Genomic DNA, 13,842 nt, shown 5'->3' on the forward strand with positions numbered 1-13,842 from the left:
GCTCACAGATAGCCGGCGACGCGAAGCCGCTCGAAGGCGTCTTCGGTCTCGTGATCGAGCGCGCGGCCGGCGCGCTCCGGCACCTTGGTGGTCTGCAATTCGTGCAGGATTTCGTCGATCGAAGAGGCGTTCGACGCCACCGGAAAGGTGATGTCCTGGTCGCCCAGCGAGCGATAGCGCTTGCCGTTCTGCGCGAGATACAGCGGAATGATCGGGATGTTCTCGCGTTTGGTGTAGGCCCAGATATCGGCCTCGGTCCAATGCAGGATCGGGTGGATACGCAAGTGAGCGCCGGGCGGCGGCGAGGCGTTGAACTGATCCCAGAATTCCGGCGGCTGATCGCGCACGTCCCATCCGCCCTCGGTGCCGCGCGGCGAGAACACGCGCTCTTTCGCGCGCGTCGCTTCCTCATCGCGGCGGATGCCGGCGATCAGTCCGTCGAAGCCGTATTTGGCGAGTGCGAGCTTCAGCCCCTCGGTCTTGCGCGCCGCCGAACGCGCCGCCGGCGGCAGGGTGGGATCGACGCTGTCGATCGGCGGGCAGGGATCGACGCGCAGGTCGAGCTCCCATTCCTTGGAGTACTGATCGCGGAACGCGTACATCTCCGGAAATTTCTTGCCGGTGTCGACGTGCAGCGCGGGGAACGGGACGCGGCCGAAGAACGCCTTGCGCGCCAGCCAGATCATCACGTTGGAGTCTTTGCCGAGCGACCACAGCAGCGCCAGTTTTTTCAGCCGCGCGAAACCTTCACGGAAAATGTAGATGCTCTGCGCTTCCAGCGCGTCGAGGTGATCCATCGGCCGGAGTTGCTCGCGCAGTTCGAGATCCGACAACGGCGCCGGATCGGGGGAGACGGCTTGGCGTACGGCTTGGGTCATTCACGGGCTCCGGGAAAAGCGGTCCCGGATCGCTCCGGGGCGGTCGTGTTGCGCAGCCAGGGGGGTCGCCATTGTCGTCAGGAGAACGAACATCTCTGCCGCGCGTTGAAAGGAGATAGAATTTCTACGTCCGATATGATCATAAGAAAGAATAATTTTCTAACGATCTGACTTGTAAGATACATAGATAGAAAATAATTCTAGTCAATCCTTCTTCAATCCAGAGAAGCGCGGGCGGCCGCTTTTTCCTCTTTGGGGATCGTCGCCGCGAACAGGACGTCACAACGATGAGTGAATGGGCGCAGCCGTTGTCGCCATCGGCGAAGTCACAGCCAGCGAATGAGCCGGCCGAGCGTGCGCGCGAGCTCGATGCAGCGCTCCGCACCGCGTCGCCGCCCGAGGTCATCGCGGCGGCGCTGCGCGAGGTCGGCCGCGACCGACTTGCGCTGGTGTCGTCGTTCGGCACCGAGTCGGCGGCGCTGTTGAAGGTGATGGCCGACGTCGATCCGGCGATCCCGGTGATCTTTCTCGATACCGGCTGGCTGTTCGACGAGACGCTGGCTTACCGTGACACGCTGATCGATCAGTTGGGACTGCGCGACGTCCGTTCGATCAGGCCGCCCGACGCCGATCTCGACCGCGACGATCCGGCGCGCGAATTGTGGTTCTCCGATCCGGACAAATGCTGCTTCATCCGCAAGGTCGAGCCGCTGCGCCGCGCGCTGTCGCCGTTCGCCGCGTGGCTCAACGGCCGCAAGCGCTTCCAGGGCGGCGCGCGCGCCGAGATCCCCGTCGTCGAGGCCGACGGCGTCCGCCTGAAGTTCAATCCGTTCGCCAACGTCTCGCGCGAAGAGGTCGCCGCGATCTACACGCTCGGCAAGCTGCCACCGCATCCATTACTTGCGTCTGGATTTCTCTCGGTCGGCTGTATGCCGTGCACCAGTCGGGCGGATTCGGAAGCGGATACGCGCTCCGGACGCTGGCAAGGCAGAGGCAAGACGGAATGCGGTATCCACACGATGAAGACTTCGTAGCAGATTGCTGTTGCGACACGGCGAACATTGAAATGCGGTTTCGTTGACTTGATCGGGTTTGTTCTGGAGTTTCGCAGCTCCGCTGTCGACGACACACGCTTCGTCCGGACCATGGAGAATTGATATGTTTCGCCGAATAATTCCTCTGCTCGCCGGACTTCTGGTTGCGACGTCCGCGCACGCCGCCGACGTTTCGTTGCTCAACGTGTCGTACGATCCGACCCGCGAACTCTATGCCGCGTTCAACAAGTCGTTTGCCGCCGCGCATCAAAAAGAGTTCGGCAAGAGCGTCGAGATCAAGCAGTCGCATGGCGGCTCGGGCTCGCAGGCGCGCTCGGTGATCGACGGGCTGCAGGCCGACGTCGTCACGCTGGCGCTCGCCTATGACATCGATGCGATCGCCAATAAGGGGCTGCTGTCGAAGGATTGGCAGAAGCGGCTGCCGCAGAATGCGTCGCCCTACACCTCGACCATCGTGTTCCTGGTGCGCAAAGGCAATCCGAAAGGCATCAAGGACTGGGACGATCTGATCAAGTCCGGCGTCAGTGTCGTGACGCCGAACCCGAAGACCTCGGGCGGCGCGCGTTGGAACTATCTTGCGGCCTGGGGCTATGCCGAGAAGAAGCTGGGCTCCGCCGAGGCGGCGCGTGAATTTGTCGGCAAGCTCTACAAGAACGTTCCGGTGCTCGATACCGGCGCGCGCGGTTCGACCGTCACCTTCGTCGAGCGCGGCGTCGGCGACGTATTGCTGGCGTGGGAGAACGAGGCGTATCTTGCGGTCAAGGAATTCGGCAAGGACAAGTTCGAGATCGTTGCCCCGTCAGTGTCGATCCTGGCCGAGCCGCCGGTGACGATCGTCGATACCGTCGTCGACAAGAAGGGAACCCGGGCCGCGGCCGAGGCCTATCTGAAATATCTCTACAGCAAGGACGGTCAGGAAATTGCCGCACGGAACTTCTACCGTCCGCGCGACCCGGAGGTCGCCAAGACGTATGAAGGCTCGTTCGCCAAGGTCGACCTGTTCACGATCGACGATGCATTCGGAGGCTGGACCAAGGCGCAGGCCGAGCACTTCGCCGAAAACGGTGTGTTCGACAAGATCTACAAGAACTAGGGACGGCGCCGAAATGCGCCGCGCCGGGTGTCCGGCGCGGTGAGGAGTTGAAGGGGGTGGATGTGAGCGCGGTTTCCAGACGGTCGTTGCCGGGGTTCGGCCTGACGATGGGCCTGACCATCATGTGGCTGTCGCTCATGATCCTGATCCCGCTGGCGGGGTTGTTCGTGAAGACGGCCGAACTCAGCCCTTCCGAATTCTTCGCCACGGTGACGGCGCCGCGCACGCTGCACGCGCTGAAGATCTCGTTCGGACTGGCCTTCGCGGCGGCGGCGGTCAATCTGGTGGCGGGGCTGCTGATCGTCTGGGCGCTGGTACGCTATCGGTTTCCCGGTCGACGGATCTTCGACGCTATCGTCGATATCCCGTTCGCGCTGCCGACGGCGGTCGCCGGCATCGCGCTGACGGCGCTGTTCGCGCAGAAGGGCTGGCTCGGCGCGCCGCTCGCCGAGCTCGGCATCAAGGTGGCGTTCACGCCGCTCGGCATTTTTATCGCGATGATCTTCATCGGCATCCCGTTCGTGGTGCGCACGGTGCAGCCGGTGCTGATCGACCTCGATGTCGAACTCGAGGAGGCGGCCGAGTGCCTCGGCGCATCGCGCTGGCAGACGATCCGCCGCGTCATCCTGCCGTCGCTCGCCCCCGCGGCGCTGACCGGCTTCGCGCTCGCTTTCGCCCGTGCCGTCGGCGAATACGGCTCGGTGATCTTCATCGCCGGCAATCTGCCCAACGTGTCGGAGATCGCGCCGCTGCTGATCGTGATCAGGCTGGCGGAATTCCGCTATGCTGACGCCACCGCGATCGCGGTGGTGATGCTAATCTTCTCCTTCCTGATCATCTTCGTTCTGAATCGGATCCAGCACTGGGCGCAGACCCGGTCGCTGGCAGTGGCGTGACGCCATGACCTTGGTCGCAACAACCCCTGTAAGGCGTTCCGCCCGCAAGCCGGTCGCCGCGGTCGGGAGCGATGCAACGGCCGTGCGCCGCCCGGCGCATACCGAGCCGGCTTGGGTGCGGCTGCTGATCATCGGCTTCGCCATCGGCTTTCTCACCCTGTTCGTGGTGCTGCCGCTGATCCTGGTGTTCTCGGAGGCCCTGTCGAAGGGCGTCGGATTCTATCTGTCGGCGCTCGCCGATGCGGAAGCGCTGTCGGCGATCAAGCTGACGCTGATCGCGGCCGGCATTTCCGTCGGGCTCAACCTGGTGTTCGGCGTGATCGCGGCGTGGGCGATCGCGAAGTTCGAATTTCCCGGCAAGACCCTTCTCATCACGCTGATCGATCTGCCGTTCTCGGTCAGCCCGGTGATCTCCGGCCTGGTGTTCGTGCTGCTGTTCGGCGCGCAGGGCTTTGTCGGCCCGTGGCTGATGTCCCACGACGTGCAGATCCTGTTCGCGGTGCCGGCGATCGTGCTCGCCACCACCTTCGTCACCTTTCCCTTCGTCGCGCGCGAACTGATCCCGCTGATGCAGGAACAGGGCGCGCAGGAGGAAGAGGCGGCGATCTCGCTCGGCGCCGGCGGCTGGACGACGTTCTGGCGCGTCACTTTGCCCAATATCAAATGGGGCCTGCTCTACGGCGTGCTGCTCTGCAACGCCCGTGCCATGGGTGAATTCGGCGCGGTGTCGGTGGTGTCGGGCCATATCCGCGGCGAAACCAACACCATGCCGCTGCTGGTCGAGATTCTGTATAACGAGTATCAGATGGTCGCGGCCTTCGCGATCGCCTCGCTGCTGGCGCTGCTCGCGCTCGTGACGTTGATCGTGAAGACCGTACTGGAAGGCCGTATCGAGGAAGGGCTGCACACCGATGACCATTGAAGTCCGCAATATCGTCAAGGAATTCGGCAGCTTCCGCGCGCTCGACAATGTCGACCTGCGGGTCGAGACCGGCGAGCTGATGGCGCTGCTCGGCCCAAGCGGCTCCGGCAAGACCACGCTGCTGCGGATCATCGCCGGGCTGGAATGGCCCGACGCCGGCTCGATCGCGTTCGACGGCGAGGACGCGCTGGCGCGCGGCGCGGCCGAGCGGCATGTCGGCTTCGTGTTCCAGCACTACGCGCTGTTCCGGCACATGAGTGTGTTCGAGAACGTCGCCTTCGGGTTGCGGGTCCAGCCGCGCAGGATCCGCAGGAGCGAGGCGGAGATCAGGAAGCGTGTCGGCGATCTGCTCGATCTGGTGCAACTCGGCTGGCTGGCCGACCGCTATCCCAACCAGCTCTCAGGTGGCCAGCGCCAGCGTATCGCGCTGGCCCGCGCGCTGGCGATCGAGCCGCGCATCCTGCTGCTCGACGAGCCGTTCGGCGCGCTCGACGCCAAGGTCCGCAAGGAGCTGCGCGCCTGGCTGCGCAATCTGCACGAGGAAATCCACGTCACCTCGATCTTCGTCACCCACGATCAGGAGGAGGCGCTCGAAGTCGCCAACCGGGTGGTAGTGATGGACAAGGGCAAGATCGAACAGATCGGCTCGCCGGGCGACGTCTATGAGCGCCCCGCCTCCGCCTTCGTGCACAGCTTCATCGGCGAATCCATCGTACTGCCGGTCGAGGTCCGCGACGGGCGGGTTCAACTCGGCGACCGCGTGCTCGATCTCGCGCCGCCCGAGACCGGGGGTGGTCCGTCGAAGCTGTTCGTTCGCCGCCACGACATCGCGGTGGGGCCGAGCGGCAGCGGCGTGTTCGAAGGCGCGGTCAGGTCGGTGCGCGCGTTCGGCCCGATGCAGCGCGCCGATATCCTGCTGCAGGGCGTCGACGGCGACATGCTGGTCGAGATCGACGCGCCGCGCGACCATTCGCTCAAGGTCGGCGACCGGATCGGCCTGCAGCCGCAGCGCTACCGGATCTTCGCCGATCACTGACGGTTTTCGCCGCAGCGCAAACCACCTCCGCTCGGTCGTCTCATCCCAACGCGTTGCTTGCGGCGCCGGATGAAACTGGCTTTAGTCGGCCGTCGCGCAGAGCGAGACGACCAAAGCGGGAGGCCGCGGGCATGGAGCGGTTCAATGTGCTGTGGCTGCAGGGCGCGAGCTGCGGCGGCTGCACCATGGCGGCGCTCGACAACGGCCACTCCGGCTGGTTCGCCGACCTCGCCCGTTTCGGTATCGACCTGATCTGGCACCCGTCGCTGAGCGAGGCGACCGGGGACGAGGCAGTCGCGATCTTCGAGCGCGTGGCGGACGGCACGCAGCGGCTCGACGCGCTGGTGCTGGAAGGCGCGGTACTGCGCGGGCCGAACGGCACCGGCCGCTTCAACATGCTCGGCGGCACCCATCGCGCGATGCTGCATTGGGTCCGCGCGCTCGCGCCCTGCGCGAACTACGTCGTCGCGGCCGGGAGTTGCGCTGCATTCGGCGGCGTGCCGATGGCCGGCAGCAATCCCACCGACGCCAGCGGCCTGCAGTTTGCGGGCGTGGAAGCAGGCGGCGTGCTCGGCGCGGCGTTTCGATCCCGCGCCGGCCTGCCGGTGATCAACATCGCCGGCTGCGCGCCGCATCCGGGCTGGATTGCCGAAACACTGGCGGCGCTGGCGCTCGGCGGTTTCGACAGCGAAGCGCTCGACAGCTTCGGCCGGCCGCGATTCTACGCCGATCACCTCGCGCATCACGGCTGCGCCCGCAACGAGTATTACGAGTTCAAGGCCAGCGCCGAGACGCTGTCGCAGCAAGGCTGCCTGATGGAGCATCTCGGCTGCAAGGCGACCCAGGCGGTCGGCGACTGCAACCAGCGCGGCTGGAACGGCGGCGGCTCCTGCACCAGCGGCGGCGGCGCCTGCATCGCGTGTACGTCGCCCGGCTTCGAGGCATCGCAGAACTTCATGGAGACCGCCAAGCTCGGTGGCATTCCGGTCGGCCTGCCGCTCGACATGCCGAAGGCGTGGTTCGTGGCGCTGGCCGCGTTGTCGAAATCGGCGACGCCGAAACGGGTGCGCGCCAATGCGACCGCCGACCATGTGATCGTGCCGCCGCGCACTGATCACGGACGCCGCAAATGACCCGGCGCGTCACCGTCGGCCCGTTCAATCGCGTCGAGGGTGATCTCGAAGTGCGGCTCGACATCGACGACGGCGTGGTGACCTCGGCGGAAGTCACAGCGCCTTTGTATCGCGGCTTCGAGCAGATCCTGCGCGGACGGCCGGCGCTCGATGCGCTGACGCTGGCGCCGCGGATCTGCGGCATCTGCTCGGTGTCGCAATCGCTCGCCGCGGCGGCGGCGTTGCGTGCGGTCGACGGCCTCCGCGCCGCCGATAACGGCGTGCTGGCGGCAAACCTCGCCCATGCGGCCGAGAACGCCGCCGATCACCTCACGCATTTCTATCTGTTCTTCATGCCCGACTTCGCCCGCGACGCCTATGCGGCGCGGCCATGGCATCCGGACATCGCGACGCGGTTCAAGGCGGTGCAAGGCAGCGCGGCGCAGCAGATGCTGCCGGCGCGGGCGCGGCTGCTGCAGATCATGGGCCTGCTCGCCGGCAAATGGCCGCATTCGCTGGCGTTCCAGCCCGGCGGCACCACCCGCGCGATCGACCTCGGCGAGCGCGTGCAATTGCTGTCGATCATCGGCGATCTGCGCGACGTGCTCGAACGCATCGTGTTCGCCGACAGTCTCGACAATGTCCTGGCGCTCGACAGCGCGGCGGCGCTGGAGCGATGGCGCGAAGGGCGCGGCGGCGATTTCGCCCGGTTCCTCGCGCTCGCCGACGATCTTGCGCTCGATCGGCTCGGCCGCATTGCCTTGCCGCTGATGAGCTACGGCGCGTATCACGGCGGCGACGCGCCGCTGTTCGCCGCCGGCGTGTTCGACCCCGCGACTGCGCAGGCGCATCCGCTCGATCCGGACGACATCTCCGAAGACGTCGCGCGCGCCTCGATGCGCGACACCTCATTGCGTCCGTCGGAAGCCGAGACCGATCCGGATGCCGACAAGCAAGCGGGCTATAGCTGGTGCAAGGCGCCGCGGCTCGCCGGGCGGCCGGTCGAAGTCGGCGCGCTCGCGCGGCAGGCGGTCGACGGCGATCCGCTGATCCGCGATCTGCTCGCACGCCAGGGACCGAACGTGTCGGTGCGGGTGATCGCGCGGCTGATCGAGACCGCGCGGCTCGCCGCCGCGATGCATGATTGGGCGCGGCGGCTGGACCTGCGCGCGCCGTTCCTGGAGCGCGCCGAGCGGCGCGGCGAGGGCGCCGGCATCGGCCTGATCGAAGCCGCGCGCGGCAGTCTCGGCCACTGGATTGAATTGTCCGACGACAACATCCGCCGCTACCAGATCATCGCGCCGACCACCTGGAATTTCTCCCCGCGCGATCGCGACGGCGTCGCCGGTCCGCTGGAACAGGCGCTCGCCGGGACCGCGGTCGGGGACGAGGGCGCGCGATCCGTCGCGATCCAGCACATCGTCCGCTCGTTCGATCCCTGCATGGTGTGCACCGCACACTGATCGCGCCGCGATCACCGCCTGCGGTCACGCGCTTGTCAGCACTGCAACCGAGTTATCACCTGCATACGCGGTGACGCCGGCCAGCGTGCAGCGCAGCATTGGTATCTTTACCGGGGCTTTCAATGACTTGAGCTTCAAGACGGCGCGCACGCTGCGGCTGGCATGGTTCTTGCGATCTCAGCCTGAACGCGAAGCTGAACTGACTTCGCGCGCGGCGAGGACACCGAGGAGCCACCATGGGCGCAGAGACCGAAACCTTCTACGAGGTGATCAGGCGGCAGGGCATCACCCGGCGCAGCTTCGTCAAGTTCTGCAGCCTCACCGCGACCAGCCTCGGGCTCGGGCCGATCGGCGCCAGCCAGATCGCGCAGGCGCTGGAGACCAAGCCGCGCATCCCGGTGATCTGGATGCACGGGCTGGAATGCACCTGCTGCTCGGAAAGCTTCATCCGCTCGGCGCATCCGCTGGTCAAGGATGCCGTGCTGTCGATGATCTCGCTGGACTACGACGACACCATCATGGCCGCCGCCGGTCATCAGGCCGAGGCGATCCTCGAGGAAACCCGCGCGAAGTACAAAGGCCAGTACATCCTCGCGGTGGAAGGCAATCCGCCGCTGAACGAGGACGGGATGTACTGCATCGACGGCGGTCGGCCGTTCGTCGAGAAGCTGAAGGAAATGGCCGACGATTCGATGGCGGTGATCGCCTGGGGCGCCTGCGCCTCGTGGGGATGCGTGCAGGCCGCCAAGCCGAACCCGACCCAGGCCGTTCCGATCGACAAGGTGATCAAGAACAAGCCGATCATCAAGGTGCCGGGCTGTCCGCCGATCGCCGAAGTGATGACCGGCGTCGTCACCTACGTCACCACTTTCGGCAAGCTGCCCGAGCTCGACCGCCAGGGTCGGCCGAAGATGTTCTACTCCCAGCGCATCCACGACAAATGCTATCGCCGCTCGCATTTCGACGCCGGCCAGTTCGTCGAGGAGTGGGACGACGATGCGGCGCGCAAGGGGTATTGCCTGTACAAAATGGGCTGCAAGGGCCCGACCACCTACAATGCGTGCTCGACGGTGCGCTGGAACGGCGGCGTGTCGTTCCCGATCCAGTCCGGCCACGGCTGCATCGGCTGCTCGGAAGACGGCTTCTGGGATCAGGGACCGTTCTACGAGCGTCTTACCACCATCAATCAGTTCGGCATCGAAGCCAACGCCGACAAGATCGGCGCCACGGCGGCCGGCGTGGTCGGCGCCGCCATCGCCGCGCATGCGGCGGTGACCACCGTTCGCAACCTGTCGCGGCGCAAGGAGGTGCCGACCGGCGGCGACGGCAACGGCAAGTCCAGCGGCAGTTCGAACGGTACGTCGGCTTAAGTCGGGGAAAGCAGCATCATGAGCAACGTCACGACACCCAACGGCTTCAAGCTCGACAATGGCGGCCGCCGCGTCGTCGTCGATCCGGTGACCCGGATCGAGGGGCATCTGCGCGTCGAGGTCAATGTCGACAGCGCCAACGTCATCCGCAACGCGGTGTCCACCGGCACGATGTGGCGCGGCATCGAGATCATCCTGAAGGGTCGCGACCCGCGCGACGCCTGGGCCTTCACCCAGCGGATCTGCGGCGTCTGCACCGGCACCCACGCGCTGACCTCGGTGCGCGCGGTGGAGAACGCTCTCGACATCAAGATCCCGGAAAACGCCAACACCATCCGCAACATCATGCAGCTCACGCTGTATGTGCACGACCATATCGTCCACTTCTATCACCTCCACGCGCTCGACTGGGTCGACGTGGTGTCGGCGCTTTCGGCCGATCCGAAGGCGACCTCGGCGCTGGCGCAGAGCATTTCGTCGTGGCCGCTGTCGAGCCCGGGTTACTTCAAGGATCTGCAGACGAGACTGAAGAAATTCGTCGAGAGCGGGCAGCTCGGCCCGTTCAAGAACGGCTATTGGGGCCACCCGGCCTATAAGCTGCCGCCGGAAGCCAATCTGATGGCGGTCGCGCATTATCTGGAAGCGCTGGATTTCCAGAAGGAGATGGTGAAGATCCACACCATCTACGGCGGCAAGAATCCGCATCCGAACTGGCTGGTCGGCGGCGTGCCCTGCGCGATCAATCTCGACGGCGTCGGCGCGGTCGGCGCGATCAACATGGAGCGGCTCAATCTGGTCTCCTCGATCATCGACCAGATGGTGACGTTCACCGAGCAGGTCTATCTGCCCGATCTCCAGGCGATCGCTTCGTTCTACAAGGACTGGACCTTCGGTGGCGGGCTGTCCTCGAAATCGGTGTTGAGCTACGGCGATATCCCCGAGCACGCCAACGACTATTCGGCGTCGTCACTGAAGCTGCCGCGCGGCGCGATCATCAACGGCAATCTCGCCGAGGTTCTCCCGGTCGATCTCACCGATCCGTCGCAGGTGCAGGAGTTCGTCGCGCATTCCTGGTACAAATATCCCGACGAGACCAAGGGCCTGCATCCGTGGGACGGCGTCACCGAACCGAACTTCAAGCTCGGTCCCAAATCCAAGGGCACCAAGACCCGGATCGAGGCGCTCGACGAGGACGCCAAATATTCCTGGATCAAATCGCCGCGCTGGAAGGGCAACGCAGTCGAGGTCGGGCCGCTGGCGCGCTACATCGTCGGCTACGCCCAGAACAAGCCGGAGTTCAAGGAGCCGACCGACAAGCTGCTGAAGGATCTCGGCCTGCCGCTGCCGGCGCTGTTCTCGACGCTCGGCCGCACCGCGGCCCGGGCGTTGGAGGCGCAGTGGGCGGCGCGTCAGCTGCGTTACTTCCAGGACAAGCTGATCGCATCGCTGAAGGCCGGCGACAGCGCCACCGCCAATGTCGACAAATGGAAGCCGGAGAGCTGGGCGAAGGACGTCAAGGGCGTCGGCTTCACCGAGGCGCCGCGCGGCGCGCTCGGCCACTGGGTCAAGATCAAGGACGGCAAGATCGACAATTACCAGGCGGTGGTGCCGACCACCTGGAACGGCAGCCCGCGTGATCCCAAGGGCGGCATCGGCGCGTTCGAGGCGTCGCTGCTCGACACCCCGATGGCCGATCCGAATCAACCGCTGGAGATTCTGCGGACGCTGCATTCGTTCGATCCCTGCCTCGCCTGCTCGACGCATGTGATGAGCGAGGACGGCCAGGAAATGACCAAGGTCACCGTGCGCTGAGCGCCACCCGGAGGAGGAGACGATGACCACGGAGATCGCACGGGTTCAGGGCGCGCTCGACTCGGCCGGCGAACGCGCGAGGTCGCTGCAGACCGTCTATGTCTATCAGGCCCCGGTGCGGCTGTGGCACTGGGTCAACGCGCTGCTGATCGTGGTGCTGTGCGTCACCGGCTATTTCATCGGCACGCCGTTGCCGTCGGTGCCGGGCGAGGCCTCCGCTTCGTTTCAGATGGGCTATATCCGCTTCGCCCATTTCGCGGCCGGCCAGACGCTGATCGTGTTCTTCCTGCTGCGGGTGTACTGGGCGTTCGTCGGCAACAAATATTCCAAGCAGATCTTCTGGCTGCCGATCACCAACAAGACCTGGTGGTGGGGCATGTTGTACGAGCTGAAATGGTATCTGTTCCTGGTGCGCGATCCCAAAAAATACATCGGCCACAACCCGCTGGCGCATGTCGCGATGTTCTCCTTCATGGTGTTCATGGTGCTGATGATTCTCAGCGGCATGGCGCTGTACTCCGAAGGGCACGGCATCGACAGCTGGCAATACAAGCTGTTCGGCTTCATGTTCGCGATTTTCCCGAATGGCCAGACCCTGCATACGCTGCATCATCTCGGGATGTGGGCGATCGTGGTGTTCGTCGTCGTTCACATCTACGCCGCGGTGCGCGAGGACATCCTCAGCCGCCAGAGCATGATCTCGTCGATCGTGTCCGGCGAGCGCCTGTTCCGCGACGATCTGCCGGATTAGAGCGAAGAGACTGGCCGTGACGGTCGCGCCGCCTCACCAGTTGCGAGCTCTTCACCCTCCCCTGGAGGGGGAGGGTCGCTCGCGCAGCGAGCGGGGTGGGGTGGCGAAGAGTTCATCCGCCGTGCCCGCGGCTCACCCCACCCCGGTGGGCACCGCGCTACGCGCGCTACCCGCCGACCCTCCCCCTCCAGGGGAGGGTGAAGAGAGCTCTGCTGCAATTGTCTTCATTGAGGACGTCTACGCCATGACCGTGCATCCGACGCCATCGCCATCCCCCCGCGTCCTCGTGCTCGGCATCGGCAACATCCTGTGGGCCGACGAAGGGTTTGGCGTGCGCGCGGTGGAGGCATTCCATCGCGGCTTCACCGCGCCGGACAACGTCACGGTGCTCGATGGCGGCACCCAGGGCCTCTATCTCGTGAACCTGCTGCAGGAGCATGATCATCTGCTGGTGTTCGATGCGATCGACTACGGCTTGCCGCCCGGGACGCTGAAGCGCGTCGATGGCGACGAGGTGCCGAAATTCACCGGCGCCAAGAAGATGAGCCTGCATCAGACCGGCTTTCAGGAGGTGCTGAGCGCGGCGGACTTGCTCGACGCCGCGCCAAAACGGCTGGCGCTGATCGGCTGCCAGCCGGTGGATCTCGAGGATTGGGGCGGCGCGTTGACGGCGCCGGTGAACGCGCGGATCGCCGACGCGCTGACGCTGGCGTGCGACATTCTTGCCGAATGGGGCGTGACGCTTGCGCGGCGAGCGGTTCCGCTCGATCCTGCCGAGGGCCTGCTCGGCCACGACATCGATCAGCTAAACTATGAACGGCACGCCGATCCGCCGCGCGCCGCAGCCAATGAATGAAGGAGTGACGTCATGACCCGATTGATCCGCGCCGGCGCGCTCGCAAGCCTCGCGCTGTGCCTGCCCGGCCTCGCCGAGGCGCACACCGGCGTGCATCCGTTGGTGGCGGATGGCGCCGCCGCCGGCTTCGCGCATCCCTTGCTGGGCGCCGACCATCTGCTGGCGATGGTCGCGGTCGGCCTGTGGGCGGCGTCGCTCGGCGGTCGCGCGCGCTGGCTGGTGCCCGCGAGCTTCATCGCGCTGATGACAATCGGCGCGGTCTGTGGCGCGACCGGCGTCGCGCTCCCGGCGGTCGAGCCGATGATCGGCTTGTCGGTGATCGCGCTGGGCGCGCTGGTTGCAGCCTCGGTGCGGGTGCCGGCGATCGCCGCCGCCGCGGTGGTCGCGCTGTTCGGCCTGTTCCACGGCTTTGCCCACGGCGCCGAGATGCCGGCGATGGCGTCGCCGCTCGCTTACGGCCTCGGTTTCATTACCGCGACCGCATTGCTGCATGGCGCAGGCCTCGCCTTCGGCGGTCTGCTGTCGCGCGCTCCGGCGCTCAAGCTGGCCGGCGGCGCGATCGCCGCGGCCGGCGTCGCATTGGCGCTGCCGCTCTAAC

Annotated in this window: 13 protein-coding genes; 12 read left to right on the plus strand and 1 reads right to left on the minus strand. The window is 65.8% G+C overall.

Translation table 11 applies throughout. The annotated features are described in order from the left end of the window. Positions 1-2: 2 nt before the first annotated feature. Complete coding sequence (gene cysD, locus BMY71_RS04170) at positions 3-797, minus strand: sulfate adenylyltransferase subunit CysD (protein ID WP_430715315.1); 795 nt, start codon at positions 795-797, stop codon at positions 3-5. A 368-nt stretch (positions 798-1,165) separates the two neighbouring features. Here cysD and BMY71_RS04175 point away from each other — a divergent pair, with 368 nt between their 5' ends. From BMY71_RS04175 to BMY71_RS04230, 12 genes are all read left to right on the plus strand, one after another. Further along, the gene (locus BMY71_RS04175) at positions 1,166-1,912 is read left to right on the plus strand and encodes a phosphoadenylyl-sulfate reductase (protein ID WP_092681948.1); all 747 of its coding nucleotides are present in this window, start codon (positions 1,166-1,168) and stop codon (positions 1,910-1,912) included. A gap of 124 nt (positions 1,913-2,036) precedes the next feature. Continuing rightward, positions 2,037-3,026 (plus strand): sulfate ABC transporter substrate-binding protein, encoded by a 990-nt coding sequence (locus BMY71_RS04180; RefSeq protein ID WP_011501578.1) that lies wholly within the window; start codon positions 2,037-2,039, stop codon positions 3,024-3,026. A gap of 62 nt (positions 3,027-3,088) precedes the next feature. Beyond that, a complete protein-coding gene (gene cysT, locus BMY71_RS04185; RefSeq protein ID WP_092682446.1) occupies positions 3,089-3,922 on the plus strand; it encodes a sulfate ABC transporter permease subunit CysT in 834 nt (277 codons plus the stop codon). Between the two features lie 4 nt (positions 3,923-3,926). Continuing rightward, entirely contained in the window at positions 3,927-4,844 is a 918-nt protein-coding gene (gene cysW, locus BMY71_RS04190; protein ID WP_011501580.1) for a sulfate ABC transporter permease subunit CysW, read from the plus strand. Next, the gene (locus BMY71_RS04195; RefSeq protein ID WP_011501581.1) at positions 4,834-5,880 is read left to right on the plus strand and encodes a sulfate/molybdate ABC transporter ATP-binding protein; all 1,047 of its coding nucleotides are present in this window, start codon (positions 4,834-4,836) and stop codon (positions 5,878-5,880) included. The genes cysW and BMY71_RS04195 overlap by 11 nt, the downstream gene beginning before the upstream one ends. A 131-nt stretch (positions 5,881-6,011) precedes the next feature. After that, positions 6,012-7,013: an NADH-quinone oxidoreductase subunit B family protein gene (locus tag BMY71_RS04200; protein WP_092681950.1), complete on the plus strand. Its 1,002-nt coding sequence runs from the start codon at positions 6,012-6,014 to the stop codon at positions 7,011-7,013. Continuing rightward, positions 7,010-8,455: a nickel-dependent hydrogenase large subunit gene (locus tag BMY71_RS04205; protein ID WP_092681952.1), complete on the plus strand. Its 1,446-nt coding sequence runs from the start codon at positions 7,010-7,012 to the stop codon at positions 8,453-8,455. Before BMY71_RS04200 ends, BMY71_RS04205 begins: the two co-directional genes overlap by 4 nt. Before the next feature lie 236 nt (positions 8,456-8,691). Then, a complete protein-coding gene (locus BMY71_RS04210; RefSeq protein WP_092681954.1) occupies positions 8,692-9,825 on the plus strand; it encodes a hydrogenase small subunit in 1,134 nt (377 codons plus the stop codon). Between the two features lie 18 nt (positions 9,826-9,843). After that, the gene (locus BMY71_RS04215) at positions 9,844-11,637 is read left to right on the plus strand and encodes a nickel-dependent hydrogenase large subunit (protein WP_092681956.1); all 1,794 of its coding nucleotides are present in this window, start codon (positions 9,844-9,846) and stop codon (positions 11,635-11,637) included. Between the two features lie 22 nt (positions 11,638-11,659). Continuing rightward, positions 11,660-12,388 (plus strand): Ni/Fe-hydrogenase, b-type cytochrome subunit, encoded by a 729-nt coding sequence (gene cybH, locus BMY71_RS04220; RefSeq protein ID WP_011501586.1) that lies wholly within the window; start codon positions 11,660-11,662, stop codon positions 12,386-12,388. A gap of 244 nt (positions 12,389-12,632) precedes the next feature. Then, positions 12,633-13,244, plus strand: a complete 612-nt coding sequence (locus BMY71_RS04225) for a HyaD/HybD family hydrogenase maturation endopeptidase (RefSeq protein WP_092681958.1) — start codon at positions 12,633-12,635, stop codon at positions 13,242-13,244. A 12-nt stretch (positions 13,245-13,256) separates the two neighbouring features. Next, a complete protein-coding gene (locus BMY71_RS04230) occupies positions 13,257-13,841 on the plus strand; it encodes a HupE/UreJ family protein (protein ID WP_092681960.1) in 585 nt (194 codons plus the stop codon). The last annotated feature ends 1 nt before the right edge of the window (position 13,842 follow it).

The sequence above is a fragment of the Rhodopseudomonas pseudopalustris genome (assembly GCF_900110435.1).
GTDB classification, from domain to species: Bacteria; Pseudomonadota; Alphaproteobacteria; order Rhizobiales; family Xanthobacteraceae; genus Rhodopseudomonas; species Rhodopseudomonas pseudopalustris.

Excerpts from the sequence above, each read along its gene's own strand:
- cysD (WP_430715315.1), bottom strand. The coding sequence starts at position 797 with ATGGATCACCTCGACGCGCTGGAAGCGCAGAGCATCTACATTTTCCGT.
- BMY71_RS04175 (WP_092681948.1), top strand. The coding sequence starts at position 1,166 with ATGAGTGAATGGGCGCAGCCGTTGTCGCCATCGGCGAAGTCACAGCCA.
- BMY71_RS04180 (WP_011501578.1), top strand. The coding sequence starts at position 2,037 with ATGTTTCGCCGAATAATTCCTCTGCTCGCCGGACTTCTGGTTGCGACG.
- cysW (WP_011501580.1), top strand. The coding sequence starts at position 3,927 with ATGACCTTGGTCGCAACAACCCCTGTAAGGCGTTCCGCCCGCAAGCCG.
- BMY71_RS04195 (WP_011501581.1), top strand. The coding sequence starts at position 4,834 with ATGACCATTGAAGTCCGCAATATCGTCAAGGAATTCGGCAGCTTCCGC.
- BMY71_RS04200 (WP_092681950.1), top strand. The coding sequence starts at position 6,012 with ATGGAGCGGTTCAATGTGCTGTGGCTGCAGGGCGCGAGCTGCGGCGGC.
- BMY71_RS04205 (WP_092681952.1), top strand. The coding sequence starts at position 7,010 with ATGACCCGGCGCGTCACCGTCGGCCCGTTCAATCGCGTCGAGGGTGAT.
- BMY71_RS04210 (WP_092681954.1), top strand. The coding sequence starts at position 8,692 with ATGGGCGCAGAGACCGAAACCTTCTACGAGGTGATCAGGCGGCAGGGC.
- BMY71_RS04215 (WP_092681956.1), top strand. The coding sequence starts at position 9,844 with ATGAGCAACGTCACGACACCCAACGGCTTCAAGCTCGACAATGGCGGC.
- cybH (WP_011501586.1), top strand. The coding sequence starts at position 11,660 with ATGACCACGGAGATCGCACGGGTTCAGGGCGCGCTCGACTCGGCCGGC.
- BMY71_RS04225 (WP_092681958.1), top strand. The coding sequence starts at position 12,633 with ATGACCGTGCATCCGACGCCATCGCCATCCCCCCGCGTCCTCGTGCTC.
- BMY71_RS04230 (WP_092681960.1), top strand. The coding sequence starts at position 13,257 with ATGACCCGATTGATCCGCGCCGGCGCGCTCGCAAGCCTCGCGCTGTGC.